Below are 18,954 nucleotides of genomic sequence, written 5' to 3'. Positions count from 1 at the left end.
CAAGTTGAGGTTATTCGGCGATATTGAGCGCACCGACCGGAGTCCAGCGCGGTTCTCGGAAGGCAGCTACGCGTTCTTAGACCGAGTCGCCGGCGCACACTGGGATCGTGTTCGTGACCTTCTCGAGGAGTGGTTCGACAGCTATCCCGAGGACGCCAGACGCGAACTGCAGCAACGCTTCACGGATCAGGATGACGGCCAACATCTCGGCGCGTGGTGGGAGTTGTATGTTGCAAGCCTATTTCGCCATCTTGGCTACGGCGTTGTCCCGCACCCTGTCGTCCAAAGCTCCCAACGCAAACCAGACTTCCTCGTAACCAAGCAGACAGTTGCCTTCTACGTCGAGTGCGTCGTCGCAGGTGCTGGAGGGACACCGGGCACTGAAGCATGGATCTATGACTGCATCAGTGACGTTGAGACCCGCGACTTCCTTGTGGGCGTTAGCCACATTGAGGCTGGCACCGAACGGCCTAAACGTATCGAGGTGACACGACCAATCGCGCAGTGGCTGGCCACACTGCACCCGGACGAGTTACTTTCGGCACCGGATGAGCGGCTGCCCCACAACGTAATTCGCATACGTGATTGGTCACTTGAAGTGGTCGCCTACCCGAACAGTCCCGATGGCCGACAAAAGGGCGGCCGACTCATCGCAACGTTGCCACCCGTCGCCAATTACCCTAGCAACACCGTTGATCGCATCCACGAAGCGATCAGCAAGAAGGGGCGCCGCTACGGGCGTATGCCACTCCCCCTGCCGCTGGTCGTTGCCGTCTTGGAGGGGTCCGGCTGGATAGACGAAGACGAGATCGGCGACGCATTATTCGGACGTAGAGAATGGCGATGGCACACGGGCAACGCGCAATCCGTCCGTCAAGTTCGCAAACGCAACGGCTACTTCCGCGGCGATTGGTCGGACGACGACGAGCAGCGCGGAACACGCGTATCGGCGGTGCTGTTCGGCTCAAACCTGAGGTATTGGCGCATCGCAACTGACTTGCCCCACCTATGGATCAACCCATGGGCCGCCACCCCGGTCAGTCACAACGAGGGCTTCACAAACACTGTCGCACTCGAGAGCGGCGAGTTTGTCCGCTCCGAGGGAACGCTAGAGGCGTCGACAGTTTTCAAAATCGACCCTGATTGGCCGTCTTTCCCCCCTATCCGATTCTGCGAGTTATAGGGATAGGCGCTACGCTGCGGAGATCGTTTCAGGGCAAGCTTTGGTAGCCAGGATTGGCGTGCCGCCTCTACATCCACTCCTCGATCGCCCCACAAGATGGCCCATCTCGGTCGATCACCGTGATGCAAGCTTTTTCCGGGCGAGCTTTTCGACGTCGTAGAACACCTGCCGCCGGTTGTGAGGCGCCGTTCGGCTGTTCAGGAGACGTGTCATCGCCACAATTTCAGGGCGGCGGGCGGGAGCGCAGCGGACGGGCGCCGCCCTAATGAACTGTTGCGCGGGTGCCCGCGAGCACGGTTTGCACCCGGACATGCAGACTCTAGAGATCGATATAGTGGCTGCGCTCGGGACGCCGGGCTTGACTCACGTCGCGGTCGACTTGGGATGCAGTTCCTAGGTGGGCTTGTTGCCACTGCGAGTATGACGCGCGCCGTTCGGCGGTGTGCCGCTGCCGGCGTCGTAGAAGCGCCGAAACACGTTCGGGGATAGCCGAATAGTTGTCTGCGTCGTGGCCGATGTCGTGAGCAGTGCGAGCCTTGCTTCCGTCGTTGCCGATGATCGAGCGGGCGAGTTCGGCGGCGTGTCGACTCGTGTGACCAGACTCGCCATCGAGAGCTGCCAGGCCCTGGCCACCGCCGTCATCGGGGCCCAGCTGCTGAGTGAGGTAGGCCGTGTTGGCGTGGCGTCCGCGGCTCATCGCCACGTAGAACAATGCGCGGCTGCTCGTGTCGCGCAGCACAGCGTGGGTGGCGTCGGCGGTGGCGCCTTGTGCGGAATGGACGGTGATGGCGTAGCCGTGGGTGATGTGCTCGCGCAGGTAGTCGCCGGTGAAGACGGTACGGGCGCCGTCGCTGAGTCGGCGGGCGGCGATGCGCTGACTGTCAGGGTCGATAGCGTAGACGTGCCAGCGGCTTCCGTTACGCACCGGGTCGGCTTGCTGGGTGGTGTCGGTGCGATGGTAGACGCCGATGGTCGGGTCGTTGCGACGGCTGATGATCAGATCTCCGACGGCGATCTGATGTCCTCGGGCAGCTGTCAGGGTGGGCGACTCGGGGTCGATGCTCTCGTTGTGGATGCGTTGATTTAGTGCGTCGGCCATCTCCTTGGTATCGCAAACAAGAAGGCTGTCTTTCCCTGCCTCGATATCGCGCCTGTAGGCGGCCAAAGCGTCCGTGGCCATGGCGATTTCGTCTCCGGCGTGCAGGCGGTCGTTCTTGCGATACCACTCGATCGCGCGCCGTACCGGTGCGGGTCCGCCATCACGCAGGGCTAGGGAGGCGCTCCGCTCCTCCGGGTCGCGCATGCGCCACACCTCGGACAGCTTTTGCGTCCACGGCAGGTCGGTGCACAACTGAGCGAACATGCCGCCGCGGGCCTTGACCGGCGCGAGCTGGTGCTGATCACCGACCAGGACCGTTTTGACTCCCGCGGTCGTGGTCGCGGTGAGCAGGCGGCGCAAGTCATCGGTGCCAACCATGCCTGCCTCGTCGACGATGACCAAGTCCTGGGCGTTCAGAGTCAGGCGCTGGCTGTCGATTTCCTGGAGTGCCTTGGCGATGGTGCAGCCGAAGTCACCGGCACCTTCACGGACCGCGACATCCACCGCGTTGCCGGTCGGAGCCAACACGATCACTCGTCCGCTTCGGCGGCGATGCGCCATCGCCACCAGAGCCCGCATCGACGTCGTCTTGCCCGCCCCAGCAGGCGCGCTCAGTGGTTGCACCAACCACGGTGATACGGCGATATTCACCACCGCACATTGCTGATCCGGCGATAACCCGTCGATGTCGCTCGGCAGACCCCACAGGATTGAGCGGGGATCTTGGCCGTCGACGAGATCGAGCACGACAGCTTCTTCGGCCAGGATCACATCGAGGGTGAACCGTTCGTGACCTTCTCGCTGATGCGCCTCGCGTCGGGCGGTCAATCGCACCGCGATTTCGTCGACGGCTTCCTCGACCAGCTCGCGCGGCGAGCGTTCTGTGTCGACCGGCAGTTGAGCGCCAATGACTTCGACGAGGTCGGCGCGAGTGAACGCGGCCTTTTCGATCGTGACAGCAGCATCGGCGATCCGGTGGCGGTCGAACCGCGGCCCGCTCACTGCGAGACGGTCGCGACGGGCAATGCGATGCGCCGCCGAATCGATGACCAGGCCGCGCTCGTCGGTGCGCCATCCCGCTCGTAGTTCCGTCCAGCCGAGTTGTTCGGGCTTGTTTGGGCGAGTGGCCCTTTAAGCCGCCGCAAGCTGGGATGCCGTCGGCTCGCCGCTTTCGTTCACCGCAAGATTTCCGGCCGCCCACTCGCGCAACGCAGAAGACCGTCGCGACCACGCGGTAATGCTGGTCGGGTCGATGCCGGCGACTTCGGCCATGCCCGTTGACGGGTCAACGGGCAGCCATTCGTAACCCAGGGATCGGTGTAGTTCACGGCGCAGCGTCGCCTGATAGATGACCCCGGCGGCCTTCGCCTCGTGATACAGCGACGTGCCGTCGATTGATACCAATCGGCCGTCACCGCGGGCTTGGCGGTTCGGCACGATGACATGAGTGTGCAGGTGCGGATCACCCGCCCGGGAGGTCTCGTGCTGATAAGCGATCGACACCAGACCGGGCAGTCGGACGAGGTCCTTCTCCCCTGTCACTGGGTTGTGCACGCGGGTGTATCCGGCATGAGCCGCAAGGTATTCCATCGCCTCAGAAATCGCGGTCCCGTGGGCATCTGCGATCGCTTTATCTGTCACGTCATCGGCCCGAAGCGCGCGGATCAATGACACCGATTTGGGGGCACAGAACGTTAGATCGAATCCGTGCACGCTCCCGTTTCGGAACCCGCGACCGGCTGCGCCGTTGGGTGCTTTACCGCCGACCAGCCAGTTCTCGGCGACGCCGGGATCGGCCTCTCCACCTACCCGTTCGAGGTCCGACAAGCCGACGAGTTCGGCGGCGCGGCGACCGTCACCGGCACACAACCAAACCGGTGTCCGGGTGTCGTGTTCGGAGTAATACTCCCCCAGCCCTCCGCCGGCATTTTGGGCATCGGCAGCGGCGCGGGCGGTGTCGTTGTAGTAGTTGATCGACCAGGCCGACAGCTTGGCGATCGTCAGCATGTCGATCACCGCCCGGGCCCGAGATCGCCCGGGGCGCAGGACCGCCGGGCGGCGAACGCAACGTTCGCTACCGCCAATCTCGCACACCCTTGTGCAAATGTGCCATAGGAAAAAGAGGTGAGTTTCTGTGAGTTGCCCTGTAGCTCAATGTCTTTGACTGACGACGGGAAGCAGCGGGAACGGTTGGGAATTGGTTGAGCGTAGGCGATCCGAAGGCAATGGGACGCGTATGGAGCGATGCAGCGAGCCGGGTGGTAAGACCTCGACCCCGGCCGCGGATCGTCGATTGTCTTTGGCCGTTTCTGAAGACGACGGCGCACGCGAGGATGAATCAAGAATCCAATTCCGTCATGGGAGCAACACGAAGGAAGAAGTTGCGATGGAGGAGCCAGCCGAGCGGTGGATTTCTCGCCAGGAACTTGCCGACCGCTTCGGCGTGCCGGTGAAGACACCAGCTGTCTGGGCGTCGAAAGGCACCGGTCCGCCGTACGCTCGATTCGGCCGCCATGTTCGGTATCGGCTCCGCGATGTGATCACCTGGGAAATCGAGCAGCTTGCCAAGGCTCGCCACGACGACACGTCGTAGTGCCCCTTCGAACCCTGCGAATTGCCTCAAGTCGGACGAGTGCCGTCAAAATCTCTCCACTTGCGGCGATGCCCAGCCGGCGGGACAGCGCCAGCCCATCTCCAAACAAATTTCCCTCATCGTTAACGGGTGTCCGCGTCGGCTTCGCGAAGTGGACTGAAGTTCGAGCTGGCGCCTGTGGCTGTCAGCCGTGTGATGCGCTGGTGAGCAGAGAGGCGAGGAGCTGGACTCCATGGAAGATGTCGCCGGCCGGGCGATCGGCGAAGTTTCCGGTCGCGAACAGCGTCGCGTACCCGTGGGACATGGACCAGCCGGCGATGGCGAGGCTGGCGACGTCGACCTCGGTGACCTCCTCGGAACCGCGAACATTGTTCAGGCTTCGCCGGGCAGTTCCGTAAAGGATGTCGAAAGCCTCTGTGCGGGCCTGCTTCAAGTCAGGATCGTTTTGATTGCACAGGGACGGCCGGAACAACACTTCATAGAAGCCGGGGTTCTCCAGCGCGAACCTCACGTACTCTGCCCCTCCGAACAGAAACCCCCGATCACTCGCTGCGGCAGGGCCGATCGCGGCTGCCATGCGCCGAAACCCTTCTGCGGCAACAGCAGTGAACAGACCAGTTTTGTCGGCGAAGTGATGAGCAAGTGCTGCATGCGTAACGCCCGCTCGGCGAGCGATGCGGCGCATCGACGCAGCAGAGATGCCGACTTCCTGCACCTCGATGACTGCCGCCGCAACCGCGGCCGCACGCAGGTCACCATGGTGGTAGTGCCGATCACCCTGTGAAGACATGGGTAAAGAATATCGGCAACGCGAATTGACCATTGATAAGTTTGCAGCTCACCGATAGTCTTACCACTGGTAAGTTGATGCCGGTTTGAGGATCGCAGGTGGAATCATTCGACGTCGTCATCGTCGGAGGCCGCTGTGCTGGTGCGTCACTGGCCACGTATTTGGCCCGCGCTGGCATGCAGGTCTGCGTGCTGGACAAGGCCGCCTTCCCCAGCGAGACGCCGTCCACGCACGTGATTCAGCCCCGCGGCGTGGACGTGCTCGCCGAACTCGGCGCGCTCGAGTCGCTACTGGCTCGCGGTGCGGCGCCGTTGGAGCGGTTCAGCCTTGTCGTTGACGACATCCGCATCGATGGCACGCTCGACGGTGCCTACGCGTTTGCGGGACTGAACGTACGCCGAGCAATCCTCGATCAGACGCTGCAGCAGGTGGCGGTGAAGGCCGGCGCCGACGTTCGGACAGGCTGCCGCGTCACAGGGGTCCGCACGCACAACGACAGGGTCATCGGCGTCGACACTGCTGATGGGCCCGTGAATGCGGCGTTGGTGATCGGGGCCGACGGCCGGAGGTCGATGGTGGCCAAGTCGGTTGCGGCCACCAAGTATTTGGTGAAACCGGCGGGCCGGATACCGGTGTGGGGCTATTTCGCCACGGGGCCGCAGGAGCCCCGACTGCGGATCGGGCGTCGCGGCAATCTGGCTTTTCTTGCCAGCCCGACAGATTCTGGTCTGTACATGGCGGCCGTCGCCGTCGACCATCGCGAGGCCGCGGAATTCCTTCGAAACCGAGAAGTCAACTTCCGTAATGCCGTTCGAGGTTGGCCCGAACTCGACGACATTGTGGGAAACGCAGAACGTGAGGGGCCGCTGCGAGTGATGGCGAACTGGCACAGCTATTTTCGGGAGTCGGCCGGCCCCGGTTGGGCGTTGGTTGGAGACGCTGGGCATTTCAAGGACTTCACGCCCGGTCAGGGTATCTCCGACGCGCTGTGTCAAGCCAAGTCGCTGTCGTCGGCGATCTGCGAATCAACATCCTCTGCGAGCGCACGCGACGAGGCGATACAACGCTGGTGGCGCCACCGCGACCACACCTCCTACGACATGTACTGGTTCGCCCTGCAGATGGCCCCACCGGGAGCGCCCTCACCGCTGGTCGTCGAACTCCTGCGCCGAATAGGCCGCTCCCCAGACGGGGGCGCCACCCTGCTGCGAGTGATCAACCGCGACGTGCCATCAACCAAACTTCTCACCACACCGCGACTCCTCGCCGCGGCCTACCTCGCGCTCCGTAACTACCCGGGACAGCGACGATCCACGCTCCGCGAAATCGGCAGCCAACTCACCACAGAAATCGACAAGTTCCGTACGCGCCTTAGACTCCCGCGAACGTCCCACGCCGTTGCCGAATACCGAGATCCCTCTTGAGAGTCAAAATCACCCGAGGAGCGAGAACGAATTGTTGACGGCGCACCGTCACACCGGCGCCCGCTCGGAGTAGCGCTTGTCCGCTTCACGCTACTCACATTGCGGGTCCGAGCAGGCCGCGTAACTCAACGCCGAGAAAGCTACCACTTACCTTGAACGATGCGGACTTTCACCGGCTTTGTAGTAGCGGATGGTGCGGTGTGGTGCCGCCCGCCCGCGAGGCCACACGGTGATGGCGACAAAGGAGTAACCGTCTTGGCTCCCAGGGTAAGCAGTCGGTTGCCAGTCGAAATCCACCGTCTCGCCCTCGAACACATCACGGAAACCACCGGAGACCTCCACGACTTCGCCTGGACCCGGTTCGGGGCGGACTTCGTGGAAGAGGTGACTGAAGTGGACCCAGCAGCCTCCGGGAGTGTCGGGACAATCGATGACACCCCACCCCTCCTCGCGATGCCACTCCCGCACCGTTCCTACCGACTGCACATCTCAACCCTAGCTCCAACGAATCCGGTCTCGGTTCTCGAGAATCCAGAGCGATGAAACGTTCCAAACTGTGTCCGGTAGGCATCCCGTCAACGGCTCCCGCGGAACGATCCGCGCATGCGCCGTCCCCGACACTGGCCGTCTTGCCCGGTGCGGTGCCGTCAGTCAAGGCTCGGCCCCCGGCCGACCGTGTAGCGGCGTCGGCCTTGACGGATGGTGTCGCACCGTTGAGCAAAATGGTGGCCGTCGGGTTGGCGGCGTAGTCAGCCGCGCCCTCGAAGCTAATGCGACGCCACGGGGTGATTGTCGAAGTACTCGACGATGGCCTGTCGAATCAGTTCCGATGCCGAGTCCGACTCACCCGCCTGGACCCGGTGCTCGATCTCTGCGCGAATGCTCTCGGGGAGCCGGATCGGTAGTGCCGGAGTCTTGCCGGCCCCTGGCATCCCTTTGGCGGGGCGGCCTTTCCGAAGAACGGCGGGATTGACTTCGACCGACGTGACTTCGTCGATGGTCGGCGGATGGGCTGCGTAATCGTCGGCCATCTCGGCGTAGTCGGCGCTTGTACGGCGGCGAGTGGTCATGATGTGGCCTCCTTCGGCGAGGGTGACTGGGGTTTGCGGCGTTGGGGAGCGAAATCAGGCGTGATGTAGGTATCGAGCCGGAGCTGCGCGACGAGCTTGCGTCGCAGCATCATGGCGTGGAAGGCGACGAGGTGTTCAGGTGCGATCCGGTCGGCGATGACTTCGATGTGCGGTTGGTTGTCGTCGGCGCGGCCGACGTAGAGGGTGAGATCGGCGTCGGGCCGGCGGGCGGCGAGGCCCAGTCGTAGTTCCGGGTAGTTAATGACGGCGCGGATCTCCGCGTCGGTGATCAGGTGATCCCGAGCGCTTGGTTCGATATCGATCCGCACCCCATAAAGTGTAATACACTTTATGGGGTCTTGGGCCGGCCGATTGAGGAGACATCGGGACTAGGATTTACCTCGCGCGCCAAACTTCTCCCGGACTGATGCTGCATAAGCCCCCACTTCGACCACATGATGACGGTAGGGGCCGCCCATCGCGGGGAGCCTGGACGAGGAGAGCATCGTGAGCGTTACCGACACCGGAAGGGAAATGCTTACAGCACAACAGGTTCGAGAGATTACTGGTGTGCCGGTATCAACCCTTCACGATTGGGCGGCCAAGCGGGAACGCGGTATCAACGCGCCGGGTCCGCATCACTTGCGGTTGAGTGATCGCCATCGGCGTTGGGCCTTGAAAGACGTGCAGGACTGGCTGGATTCCACGCGCGTGTAGGCGCCGCGCCGAGCATCGCGCATGCACAGGAGCCCGATCATCCACAGCGGGCTGCGCTAGACCGATTTCTGTCGGTGGTGGGTGAAACACTGTGCAGCACAGCCCTGTTGATGGAGTAACTGATGGCTATCATTCGCCGCGAAACCCGCCTCGGCCCCCGATTCGACGTCGAATGGCGTCTGCCCGATCGGTCGAAGCGTCGCAAGACCTTTAAGACCGAACGCGAGGCGCGCATCTTCGAAGCGGCGATCGTCACCAAAACCGCGGCCGGAGATGTCATCGACCCGCGGGCCGGCCGCATTACCTTGGCAGAGGTCTATGCAGCGTGGCTTTCGTCCCGGCTCGACCTGAGTCCCAAGGTGCGGCGGGGATATGAAGATATCTGGCGCCTGCGGCTGCAACCACGGTTCGGCGGATGGCAGGTCAACAAGATCGATCACCAGTCGATTCAAAAGTGGGTCAACGAGATGGCCGCCGATGGCCTGAGCCCGCGCACGCTGCGTTGGTATCACTCGGTGCTCAAGATGTGCCTCGACCGTGCCGCCGACGATGGGCAGCTTCTCGGCCGAAATCCCGCTGCGCGTACCAAGTTTCCGCCGATGCGCCAGACCACGCACACCTATCTCACCGCCCCCGAGGTCGCCGCACTCACACTGATCTGTGGCGACAACGGTGACATCGTGGCGCTGCTCGCCTACACCGGGCTGCGGTTCGGCGAACTGACCGGTCTCAATGTCGAGGATGTCGACCTCACGGCGCGCCGGATTCGCGTCCGGCGTTCGATCACCCAGGTCGGCGGCAAGCTCGTCGAGGGCAATCCGAAATCAGCCGCGGGCCGTCGCTCTATCCCGATCCCCCAACGCGTCGTGCCGATCCTGGAGCAGCGTCTCGCGGGACGGCGCCCGGGCGAACCGGCGATCACCTCGCCGATGGGCTCACGGCTGGGCCTGGAGAACTGGAAGCGCTCGGTGCACTGGTACGACTCGATCGCCGAACTCGGCCGGCCCAGGCTGCGCGTGCACGATCTGCGGCACACCTACGCGTCCTTGGCACGCCGGGCCGGAGCGGATCTGCGCCTGCTGCAGAAGACGATGGGCCACGCATCGATCACGGTGACCGCCCACACCTACGCCGATCTCTACGACGACGAACTCGACGACGTGGCGTCGGCTCTCGATGCGCTCGACGACCGGCCGGTCGATCACCCCTGACGGGTTGGCCCTATTTTGGCCCTATAGATCTCGCGATCGTGGTTTCCTGAGGTGCCGATTGGCCGAAAATATGCCCTCTGAGCTGGGCTTTTATCTGGTGGTCCCGGCTGGTATCGAACCAGCGACCTTCCGCGTGTGAGACGGAACAACAAGTACAAAGAGTCGTGTGCACGGCCGAGCGGTGCACCTACCTGGCTAGCCCACCTCCTGCCCGAGGTCGGGTCCACACCCCCACCTCGACTACGCTGGAGCATGCCGATGCCGTCGGGGCGCTTTGCTGGTGTGGCACACGATGATCATTGGTCGCGGCCTGCGCCGCGTGTGCTTGGAGGTTTCTCATGCGTTCTTTCCCCGCGGCGCTAGTAGTCGCGGTTGCTGCGATTTCCCTTTCTTCGGGGTTGGCGGCGGCGGCCCCGAAGGACTACTGCGCCGACCTCAAGGGCGCCAACACCGGCAGCTCGTGCGTGATCGCGCTCTCCGATCCCGCCTATAGCGTCAATATCAGCATCCCGCTGGATTACCCCGACCAGAAGTCGCTCGCCGACTACATCTCCCAGACGCGCGATGCGTTCATCAACACGGCCAAGTCCGGTACGCCGCAGGGCACACCGTCCACGCTGACCATCACGCCGATGGAATACACCTCGGCAATTCCCCCGCGCGGCACACAGGCCGTGGTGTTCACGGTGACCCAGAACATCGGTGCCGCCAGTCCGCAGACGACGTACAAGGCGTTCAACTGGGACCAGAGCTACCGCAAGGCGATCACCTACACCGCCGCGCCCGACGACAAGCAGAACACGCCGCTGTGGCGGGTGGACGATCCACTGAAGACCGTCGCGCCCATCGTCCAAACCGAACTGCAGCAGCAGCTCGCACCCCCACCACCGCCGGCCGCACCGCCGGTGACACCCACACCGACGAGCACACCGACGACGACGACCACCACCACACCTCCGCCGCCGCCGTTGCCGTTCGCGCCGGGCGCGCTGTACAACCCGGCCAACTACCAGAATTTCGCGGTGGTCAACGACGGGGTGATCTTCTTCTTCGACCAGGGCGTGTTGCTGCCCGCCTCAGCCGGGGCGCTGCACGTGCTGGTGCCCCGCTCGGCGATCGATCCGATGATCGCCTGACCTCCGGCCCCAGTGTGCGGTTTCATACGCAACACGCCGTCGTTGCCGGATGAGGACGCACACTCGCCGCGTCGATCAGCTCCGGCGGTAGACCACCACGCGCCCGCCCTGCTTGGGGGTGAACGCCACACCGCGCGAGTGCCACTTCTCCCCCGGCGCGGTGGTGGTGGCAATGGTGAAGTGCCGCAACACCGTCCGCAGCACGATGTCCATCTCCATGTTGGCGAACGCCGCGCCGATACAGCGCCGCGTGCCGCCGCCGAACGGCACCCAGGCGAACGTGTTGGGCTTGGCGTCGAGGAAGCGCTGCGGGTCGAACCGCTCGGGATCGGGGAACATCTCCGGGTTCTCGTGCAGCTGGTTCAGGCTCACCATGATCGAATACCCTTGCGGGATCCGCCATTGCCCGAGTTCGTAGATCGGGGCCTCGACGTGGCGGCCGGAGAAGTCGATGACCGTCCGGTTGCGCTGAACCTCGAAGATGGTGGCCTGCCGGTAGCTGTTGTCGTCGGTGTCGGCCTCGGCGACCAGCCGGCGCAACACCTCGGGATGCCGCGAGATCCGCTCGAACGCCCACCCGAGGGTGGACGCGGTGGTTTCGTGGCCGGCGGCCAGCAGGGTCAGCAGCTCGTCACCGATCTCGCCGCGGGTCATCGGCGAGCCGTCCTCGTAGGTGCTGCGCAGGAACAGCGTCAGCACGTCGGTACGGTCCTCGAAGTTCGGATCCTGTTGCGCCCGTTGGATCAACGTATCGACTAGGCCCTCGTACTCACGGCGGTACTCGGCGAGCTTTCCCCACGGCGTGTGAGGTATGGCCCGTTTCGGCGCGGGCAGCACGGCCAGTCGCGAGCCGAGGGTCACCCACCGCGGGATCAGATCGCGCAGCCGCTGCAGCTCGACGCCGTCGGCACCGAAGATGGCCCGCAGGATGATGTTGAGGGTGATGTGCATCATCGGCTCGAGGGTCTCGAATTCCCGGCCCTCCGGCCACGTTGCGATCTGGCGGAGGGTCTCCTCCTCCACGATCTGCTCGTAGCCCTTGATGCTCTTGCCGTGGAACGGCGGGGTGAGCAGCTTGCGCCGGACGCGGTGCTCGACGCCGTCGAGGGCGAACACCGACCCGGGCCCGAGCAGCCGGCTCAGGTTGGGCTGGATGTTGTAGAGCACCTCGGGACTGGTGGTGAAGATCTGCTTGGTCAGCGCCGGGTCCGAGACCATCACGCTGTTGCCGAAGACCGGCACCCGCAGGGTGAAGCAGCGGCCGTAGCGGCGGGTCAACCAGTCCGTCGTGGGCCGCCGCGCCACCATGAACGCCATCCTGACCAGTGCGTTCGGCACACCCGGGGTGGGCGGCAGCTTCGGCTCGGTCGCGATCGGCGCATCAACGGTTGGCGCTTCGCTCATCGGTGCGGCCCTTCCCACAGTGTCGTGGTACTGCGTTGTACCACTGGTTGCGAGGTACGGTACCTTTTGGTACCAGGCTCTGACAAGGGTCGGCGACACGAGGAGGTCCGGGTGACCATCACGGTTGCTGCCGAGGCCGCTGCCGTCGCTCGTGAGGACGGCTTCCGCCGTCGGCTGCTCGACGGGCTGGCCGCCTCGATCGAGGAACGCGGCTATCGGGAGACGACGGTCGCCGACATCGTCCGGCACGCCCGGACCTCCAAGCGCACCTTCTACGACCAATTCGGCACCAAGGAAGACTGTTTCGCTGAGCTGCTGATGGCCAACAACGACGTACTGGTGAACACCATCCGCGACGCCGTCGACCCGCAGGCAGCCTGGCCGCAGCAGGTCCGCCAGGCCGTCGTCGCCTATGTGCACAGCATCGAGGCGCAACCGGCCCTCACGCTGAGCTGGATTCGCGAGCTTCCTGCCCTCGGCGAGAACGCCCGTCCCACCCTGCGGCGTGGGTTCGGCCGGCTGGCCACCATGATCGTCGACCTCACCAGCAACGAGGCCTTCCGCAGCGCCGGCATTGCCCCGCTGTCGCATGGCGCGGCGATCATCCTGGTGGGCGGCCTGCGTGAGCTGACCGCCCAGACCGTGGAGGACGGCGATCCGGTCACCGGCATCATCGAGCCGGCGCTGGCCGTGTCGCTGGCGCTGCTGGGCCCGGCCCCGGAAATCAGGGTTTGAGAACGATTTTGACCATTCCGTCGGTCTTCTTCTGGAAGCCGTCGTAGGCCTGCGGCGCGGCCGACAGCGGCAGCCGGTGGATGGCGAAGGCCGAATTGGGTTCGAGGGCCGCATGCCCGCTCAGCGGTCGCTCAAGCCTGCACCGGAATGACGAACGCGAACGCCCGGGGAAACCCGAGCCGAGCCGGCAGGCAGGTTCGGACGCTGTCGACGGGCACGTCGAGCACCGCGCCGGCCGATGGCTCGTAGCAGCGCAGCATGGCCCCGTGAAGTTCGGTCAGCAACACCCAATGCCGCGGTAGCACCGCACCGATCAGCATCGGCACCGGCCAGCCCGCGGCCACCGCGTCGCAGACGTCGGCCAGCCCGTCACGCCACCGGGCCGCACGCCAGCGGTAACGCACCCGGCGGGCGGCGCTGTGCTCGGTCATTGCCCGGGCCATCCCGGCCGGGGTGGTGCCCAGCGCACGGGGCCAGACCACGTTGACGGCGCGGTGCACGCGGGCCTGTTCGGCGTCGAACCAGTGTTGGGGGCGCGCGGACGTCAGCGGTGCGCCGTATCCGGGATCCAACAGCGCACCAGCCATCACCGCGACGCTGGGACCGCAGGTGACACCGTCACGCTGGTGCGGCCACGCCATCAGGTTCCCGGCGGGAAGCCACCCGTCGCGACCGGCCCCCACACCGCCGGTGTAACGCGGATCAGGCACTTGCCCTGCTTGACCATCGCCTCGCGATACTCGGCCCAGTCCGGGTGTTCACCGGCGACCGCCCGGAAGTAGTCGACCAGCGCCTCAACCGCCTCGGGCAGGTCGATCACCTCGGCGGGCCCGTCGATCTGCACGTAGGGTCCGTCGAACTCGTCGGAGAGCACCACCACGCTGGCCCGCCCGGTGCGCCGGACGTTGACCGACTTGGCTCGGCGCGGATAGCTGGCGATCACCAGCCGGCCCGCCTCGTCGACACCGCCGGTGACCGGCGAGCTCTGCAGCGAGCCGTCGGCGCGGAAGGTGGTCAGCACCATCCGGTGCCGCGGTCGCACGAAGTCGAGCAGCTCGTCGAGATCCACGGCGTCGGCTTTCGCGATCCTGGGCGACATGGCGCCACTCTAACCGCGGCGCAGCAGCCCAGCGTAGGTTTGTCACTGACTGACGCCAGGAGGAGACCATGGTCGCGACGATGCGCGCCGAGCGGTTCTATGCCGACACCAAATCAGTTGTGCTCGAAGATGTTCCGATCCCCGAGCCGGGCCCCGGTGAAGTCCTGGTCAAAGTCGCCTTCTGCGGTATCTGCCATTCCGACCTGAGCCTGATCAACGGCACGTTCCCGGCCCAACGGCCGGCGGTGACGCAGGGGCATGAGGCGTCGGGCACCATCGCCAAGCTGGGACCCGGAGTCACCGGATGGTCCGAGGGCGACCGGGTCGTGGTCGCCGCCGGGCGACCGTGTGAACAGTGCCCCAACTGCCGCCGCGGTGACCTGTCCAATTGTCTGGCCATCCGGCTAATGGCCTTCGCCTACGACGGCGCCTGGGCCGAATACACCCTGGCCCAGGCCGCGGGCCTGACCCGGGTTCCCGACAACGTGCCGTTGGAGCAGGCGGCGATCCTGGCCGACGCGGTGTCCACCCCGTACGGCGCGGTGGTGCGCACCGGCAAGGTGGGCGTCGGCGAGTCGGTCGGAGTGTGGGGCGTCGGCGGGGTCGGCACCCACATCGTGCAGCTGGCCCGGCTGGTCGGTGCGGTCCCGGTGATCGCCGTCGACATCAATCCGGTGGTCCGCGACCGCGCCCTCGAACTCGGTGCCGATAACGCCTTCGACTCCCGCGACCCGGACCTGAAGGACAAGATCGCCGCGGCCACCGGCGGGCGCAAGCTCGACGTCGCCTTCGACGCGGTCGGGCTGAAGGTCACCTTCGAGCAGGCGCTGGACAGCCTGACGGCGGGCGGGCGGCTGGTCGGGGTAGGCATGAGTGCCGAATCGCCGACGATCGGACCCACCTCGATGTTCGGGCTGACCCACCGGCAGGTGCTCGGTCACCTCGGCTACCAGAACGTCGACATCGAGACGCTGGCCAAACTGGTGTCGCTGGGCCGGCTCGACCTGTCCCGCTCGATCAGCCAGGTCATTCCCCTCGAGGACATCGCCGACGGCATCCGCATTCTCGAAGAGGCCGAGGGCAATCCGATCAGGGTCCTCGTCCAGCCCTGACCTGCCATCCGCCACCGGCGGATTCCCCAACCTGTGCAGGAACATCGTGACAGCATCAGCCGATGCGGGGCCCGCTGTTCGATGACTGGGAACGCGCGGCGCTGTGCGAGCTGTTCGACAACCTCGGCGGCGACGCACCGACGCTCCTCGACGGGTGGACGACCAAGGATCTCGCCGCTCATCTGGTGCTTCGCGAGCGCGACCCGATCGCGGCGCCCTGCCTGGTCCTACCCGGGCCGCCTGCGCGATTCGCCGAGCGCCGCCGGGCCGCGCTGGCCGAGAAACGCGAGATGCCGTGGCTCGTCGCCCGCATCCGATCGGGTCCGCCTCCCGGCTTCTTCCGGATGAGTTGGGTCCGATCGTTCCCTAGCCTGAATGAGTTCTTCGTCCATCACGAGGATGTGCGGCGAGCCAACGGGCTGGGCCCTCGTGACGATCTGTCGCCCGCGCTGGAAGACGGGCTATGGCGCAATGTTCAGCGAGCCGGCCACTTTCTGAGTCGCCGGCTGCGCGGCACCGGACTCGACGTGCTCTGGGCTGAGACTGGGCGGCACGCAACGGTTCGCGCGGGGACTCCAACCGCGATGCTCAGCGGGCCGCCGGGCGAGTTGCTGCTGTACCTCTTCGGGCGCCAGGCCGCCGCGCGGGTTGAGGTATTGGGCACGCCACCCGCCGTCGCCGCCATCCGCAGCACTCATTTCGGGATGTGAGGCCTCCACGTCCCAACCGAACGGCAGCGTCAACCGACCGTTCACGTCCACGACGCCGTCGCCACCCGGCGCCGACCGCGCGCAGTGACTAAGCTGGCGCCTTTCCGCCGGACGGCAGCACACCGGCCGGCGGGACCTCCTGAAGCGAGGAGCCACATATGTCCGCCACAGCACCCGCGCCGAAAGGCTCGGCCGGTCACATCCGGCTGACCTCGCACCGTGGCGCCGACGCCGCGCTGCCGATCCGGTGGGGTGCGGCCACGGCCGCCGAGCGCGGGCCGCTGATCGGCACCACCACGACGCGCAGCCACCGCAACGTCGTCGGCACCCACAGCGGCTCCTACAGCGTGTATCGCGCCCTGGCCGTGGCCGCCGGGGCGCTGTCCCGCGAGCACCGGGCGGACCTGACCAACACCGCACCCACCGACAGCATCGGCCCCTACCCGCAGTGGGGGTCCCCCGAGGCGATCGTGAGCCTGGACCCGTGGGGCGCCATGGTCGCCGACGTGTTCGCCACCGAGCTGGCCGCCGGGCACGACATCCGCCCGACCATCGCCGTCACCAAGGCGCACGTGATCCTGCCCGAGATCACTGACGCCATCGACAAGGGCCGGTTGCGCCCCGACGGCCGGCTGCTGCTGCCCGGCGGGGCCGCCCTGGTCACCAAGGCCGCGATCGAACCGGTCTGGTATCTGCCCGGTGTGGCGCAACGTTTCGGGTGCAGCGAGGCACACCTGCGTCGGATGCTGTTCGAGGAGACCGGCGGCATGTACCCCGAGCTGGTCACCCGCTCCGATCTGGAGGTGTTCCTGCCCCCGATCGGCGGCCAAACCCTCTACATCTTCGGCGACCCCCGCGATCTGGCCGATCCCGCGGTGGAGTTGACCGCCCGCGTCCACGACGAGTGCAACGGCTCGGATGTGTTCGGCTCCGACATCTGCACCTGCCGGCCGTACCTGACCCACGCAATCGAGGAATGCATCCTCGGCGCGCAACGCGGCGGGGTGGGTCTGGTCTCCTACTCCCGCAAGGAGGGCCGCGCGCTCGGTGAGGTGACCAAGTTCCTGGTCTACAACGCCCGCAAGCGCCAGGAGGGCGGCGACACCGCCGAAGGCTACTTCGCCCGCACCGAATGCGTGGCCGGCGTGCAGGACATGCGCTTCCAGGAGTTGATGCCCGACGTGCTGCACTGGCTCGGGATCCGCAAGATCCACCGCCTGGTGTCGATGAGCAACATGAAATACGACGCCATCGTCGGCTCGGGCATCGAGGTGGGAGAACGGGTCAACATCCCCGACGAGCTCATCCCCGCCGACGCCCGGGTGGAGATCGACGCCAAGATGGCCGCCGGATACTTCACCCCCGGTCCGGTGCCCGACGCCGCGGAACTCAAAAAACCCAAGGGCCGGGGACTGCACGGGTGAGCTCGGCCACCGACGTCGGCCTCGACACCCCGGCGGGGGCCGCCGCCCTGCTGCGCAGCACGCGCGCCGTTCGCGAGCGTGCCGGGTACCTGACCCGCCGGGCCCGCGCCGGGGACTCCGCCTGGTTCACCGTGCACGACGAGGCGCTGGCGGCCGCCGCCGCCGAAGTCGCCGACGTCACCCGGGGCAATTACCCGGGGCTGCAGATCCCGTTTCACAGCCGGTGGCGCCATTTCGAGGCCGGCGGCCTGGACCGCAAGGCCGAGCTGGATCGGTTGCTGGCCGGGCGGGACGGCCCGGCCCGGGCCCGCGCCATGGTCGATCTCACCGTGGTCAGCGTGCTGCTCGACGCCGGCGCCGGACCGACCTGGACCTACCGCGAACCGGCCACCGGTCTACGGCTGGGCCGCTCGGAAGGCTTGGGGGTGGCCAGCTTTCGTGCGTTCACCGCGGGGCTGTTCTCCACCGACCCCGACGATCCGCTGCGGGTCGACGCGGCGGGGCTGGCCGCGCTCAGCGCGCAGCAGCTGGCCGAGGCGTTCCAGGCCGATGCCGACAACCCGCTCGTGGGCCTCGACGGACGCCACGCTTTGCTGCACCGGCTGGGACTGGCGCTGGCCGGCGCACCCCAGACGTTCGGCGCCGACGCCAGGCCCGGCGGTCTGGTCGACGCGCTGTGCCCACCGGGCAGCGCGGCCGTGCGCGCCCACGACATCCTGACCCTGATCCTGGCCACGCTCGGCGGAATCTGGCCCAACGCCACCACGATCGGTGACCAGAGCGTCGGCGACTGCTGGCGCCACGCCGCGGTACCGGGTGCCGGGCTGACCGCGGGCTGGATGCCGTTTCACAAGCTATCGCAGTGGCTCACCTATTCACTGCTGGAGCCGTTCGGCTGGTCCGGGGTGACGGTGACCGGCCTCGACGAGCTGACCGGGTTGCCCGAGTACCGCAACGGCGGGCTGCTGCTCGACACCGGGGTGCTGCGGTTACGCGATCCGGACTGGGCGCACCAACCCTTCACCGCCGCAGACGAACTGGTGGTCGAATGGCGCGCCCTGACGGTGGCACTGCTCGACGAGCTGGCGCCGCTGGTGCGCGCGGCGCTCGGGGTGGACGCCACCCGGATGCCGTTGGCGTGCGTCCTGGAGGGCGGCACCTGGGCCGCCGGGCGGGCACTGGCGGGGCGGCTGCGTGACGGTCAACCGCCGCTGACGGTGGTCAGCGACGGCACGGTGTTCTAAGGG

20 protein-coding genes and 1 tRNA gene are annotated in these 18,954 nt (G+C 66.1%); 12 read left to right on the top strand and 9 right to left on the bottom strand.

Annotated elements, in window-relative coordinates; all coding sequences use genetic code 11:
• The first annotated feature begins 4 nt into the window (after positions 1–4).
• Entirely contained in the window at positions 5–1,183 is a 1,179-nt protein-coding gene (locus ADBZ9K_RS23965; protein WP_526624747.1) for a hypothetical protein, read from the top strand.
• Between the two features lie 319 nt (positions 1,184–1,502).
• Here ADBZ9K_RS23965 and ADBZ9K_RS23960 read toward each other — a convergent pair whose 3' ends face one another.
• Positions 1,503–2,906, bottom strand: a complete 1,404-nt coding sequence (locus ADBZ9K_RS23960) for an AAA family ATPase (protein WP_526625609.1) — start codon at positions 2,904–2,906, stop codon at positions 1,503–1,505.
• Positions 2,907–3,005: 99 nt separating this feature from the next.
• Between ADBZ9K_RS23960 and ADBZ9K_RS23955 the strand changes: the two genes are divergently transcribed.
• Positions 3,006–3,368 (top strand): hypothetical protein, encoded by a 363-nt coding sequence (locus ADBZ9K_RS23955; protein WP_526624746.1) that lies wholly within the window; start codon positions 3,006–3,008, stop codon positions 3,366–3,368.
• Positions 3,369–3,413: 45 nt separating this feature from the next.
• Here ADBZ9K_RS23955 and mobF read toward each other — a convergent pair whose 3' ends face one another.
• Positions 3,414–4,289 (bottom strand): MobF family relaxase, encoded by an 876-nt coding sequence (gene mobF / locus ADBZ9K_RS23950; RefSeq protein WP_526624745.1) that lies wholly within the window; start codon positions 4,287–4,289, stop codon positions 3,414–3,416.
• 286 nt (positions 4,290–4,575) lie between these two features.
• On the opposite strand from mobF, the gene ADBZ9K_RS23945 reads away from it, so the two are divergent.
• A complete protein-coding gene (locus ADBZ9K_RS23945) occupies positions 4,576–4,875 on the top strand; it encodes a helix-turn-helix transcriptional regulator (protein ID WP_526624744.1) in 300 nt (99 codons plus the stop codon).
• Between the two features lie 184 nt (positions 4,876–5,059).
• Here ADBZ9K_RS23945 and ADBZ9K_RS23940 read toward each other — a convergent pair whose 3' ends face one another.
• Entirely contained in the window at positions 5,060–5,665 is a 606-nt protein-coding gene (locus ADBZ9K_RS23940; RefSeq protein ID WP_526624743.1) for a TetR/AcrR family transcriptional regulator, read from the bottom strand.
• 98 nt (positions 5,666–5,763) lie between these two features.
• Here ADBZ9K_RS23940 and ADBZ9K_RS23935 point away from each other — a divergent pair, with 98 nt between their 5' ends.
• Positions 5,764–7,089, top strand: coding sequence for an NAD(P)/FAD-dependent oxidoreductase (locus tag ADBZ9K_RS23935; RefSeq protein WP_526624742.1), 1,326 nt, complete (start codon positions 5,764–5,766; stop codon positions 7,087–7,089).
• 767 nt (positions 7,090–7,856) lie between these two features.
• Here the strand turns inward: ADBZ9K_RS23935 and ADBZ9K_RS23930 are convergent.
• Entirely contained in the window at positions 7,857–8,159 is a 303-nt protein-coding gene (locus ADBZ9K_RS23930) for a ribbon-helix-helix domain-containing protein (protein WP_526624741.1), read from the bottom strand.
• The gene (locus ADBZ9K_RS23925) at positions 8,156–8,488 is read right to left on the bottom strand and encodes a hypothetical protein (RefSeq protein ID WP_526624740.1); all 333 of its coding nucleotides are present in this window, start codon (positions 8,486–8,488) and stop codon (positions 8,156–8,158) included. The genes ADBZ9K_RS23930 and ADBZ9K_RS23925 overlap by 4 nt, the downstream gene beginning before the upstream one ends.
• A gap of 178 nt (positions 8,489–8,666) precedes the next feature.
• Here ADBZ9K_RS23925 and ADBZ9K_RS23920 point away from each other — a divergent pair, with 178 nt between their 5' ends.
• Both ADBZ9K_RS23920 and ADBZ9K_RS23915 read left to right on the top strand, forming a co-directional pair.
• Positions 8,667–8,876, top strand: a complete 210-nt coding sequence (locus ADBZ9K_RS23920) for a helix-turn-helix transcriptional regulator (RefSeq protein WP_526624739.1) — start codon at positions 8,667–8,669, stop codon at positions 8,874–8,876.
• A gap of 122 nt (positions 8,877–8,998) precedes the next feature.
• The gene (locus ADBZ9K_RS23915) at positions 8,999–10,087 is read left to right on the top strand and encodes a site-specific integrase (protein WP_526624738.1); all 1,089 of its coding nucleotides are present in this window, start codon (positions 8,999–9,001) and stop codon (positions 10,085–10,087) included.
• 95 nt (positions 10,088–10,182) lie between these two features.
• Here the strand turns inward: ADBZ9K_RS23915 and ADBZ9K_RS23910 are convergent.
• Positions 10,183–10,275: transfer RNA gene (locus ADBZ9K_RS23910), tRNA-OTHER, on the bottom strand.
• 150 nt (positions 10,276–10,425) lie between these two features.
• Between ADBZ9K_RS23910 and ADBZ9K_RS23905 the strand changes: the two genes are divergently transcribed.
• Positions 10,426–11,223: a DUF3298 domain-containing protein gene (locus ADBZ9K_RS23905; RefSeq protein ID WP_526624737.1), complete on the top strand. Its 798-nt coding sequence runs from the start codon at positions 10,426–10,428 to the stop codon at positions 11,221–11,223.
• Positions 11,224–11,298: 75 nt separating this feature from the next.
• Here the strand turns inward: ADBZ9K_RS23905 and ADBZ9K_RS23900 are convergent, their stop codons facing one another.
• The gene (locus ADBZ9K_RS23900; protein ID WP_526624736.1) at positions 11,299–12,627 is read right to left on the bottom strand and encodes a cytochrome P450; all 1,329 of its coding nucleotides are present in this window, start codon (positions 12,625–12,627) and stop codon (positions 11,299–11,301) included.
• Between the two features lie 117 nt (positions 12,628–12,744).
• Here ADBZ9K_RS23900 and ADBZ9K_RS23895 point away from each other — a divergent pair, with 117 nt between their 5' ends.
• Positions 12,745–13,362, top strand: a complete 618-nt coding sequence (locus ADBZ9K_RS23895) for a TetR/AcrR family transcriptional regulator (RefSeq protein ID WP_526625608.1) — start codon at positions 12,745–12,747, stop codon at positions 13,360–13,362.
• Between the two features lie 131 nt (positions 13,363–13,493).
• Here ADBZ9K_RS23895 and ADBZ9K_RS23890 read toward each other — a convergent pair whose 3' ends face one another.
• Both ADBZ9K_RS23890 and ADBZ9K_RS23885 read right to left on the bottom strand, forming a co-directional pair.
• Positions 13,494–14,003 carry a hypothetical protein gene (locus ADBZ9K_RS23890; RefSeq protein ID WP_526625607.1) on the bottom strand — a complete coding sequence of 170 codons (510 nt, stop codon included), beginning with the start codon at positions 14,001–14,003 and terminating at the stop codon, positions 13,494–13,496.
• Positions 14,003–14,461, bottom strand: coding sequence for a PPOX class F420-dependent oxidoreductase (locus tag ADBZ9K_RS23885; RefSeq protein ID WP_526624735.1), 459 nt, complete (start codon positions 14,459–14,461; stop codon positions 14,003–14,005). Before ADBZ9K_RS23885 ends, ADBZ9K_RS23890 begins: the two co-directional genes overlap by 1 nt.
• Positions 14,462–14,529: 68 nt before the next feature.
• Here ADBZ9K_RS23885 and ADBZ9K_RS23880 point away from each other — a divergent pair, with 68 nt between their 5' ends.
• The 4 genes from ADBZ9K_RS23880 to ADBZ9K_RS23865 all read left to right on the top strand — a co-directional run bounded on the left by ADBZ9K_RS23880 (position 14,530) and on the right by ADBZ9K_RS23865 (position 18,951).
• The gene (locus ADBZ9K_RS23880) at positions 14,530–15,573 is read left to right on the top strand and encodes a zinc-binding dehydrogenase (protein ID WP_526624734.1); all 1,044 of its coding nucleotides are present in this window, start codon (positions 14,530–14,532) and stop codon (positions 15,571–15,573) included.
• A 62-nt stretch (positions 15,574–15,635) separates the two neighbouring features.
• Positions 15,636–16,283: a TIGR03085 family metal-binding protein gene (locus ADBZ9K_RS23875; protein ID WP_526624733.1), complete on the top strand. Its 648-nt coding sequence runs from the start codon at positions 15,636–15,638 to the stop codon at positions 16,281–16,283.
• Positions 16,284–16,441: 158 nt separating this feature from the next.
• Complete coding sequence (locus tag ADBZ9K_RS23870) at positions 16,442–17,707, top strand: GTP cyclohydrolase II (protein ID WP_526624732.1); 1,266 nt, start codon at positions 16,442–16,444, stop codon at positions 17,705–17,707.
• Complete coding sequence (locus tag ADBZ9K_RS23865; RefSeq protein WP_526624731.1) at positions 17,704–18,951, top strand: DUF1688 family protein; 1,248 nt, start codon at positions 17,704–17,706, stop codon at positions 18,949–18,951. The genes ADBZ9K_RS23870 and ADBZ9K_RS23865 overlap by 4 nt, the downstream gene beginning before the upstream one ends.
• Positions 18,952–18,954: the final 3 nt, after the last annotated feature.

Origin of the sequence: Mycobacterium sp., from assembly GCF_965229265.1 — a bacterium.
Taxonomy (GTDB): Bacteria; Actinomycetota; Actinomycetes; order Mycobacteriales; family Mycobacteriaceae; genus Mycobacterium.
This window is presented reverse-complemented; position numbering and strand designations above follow the sequence as displayed.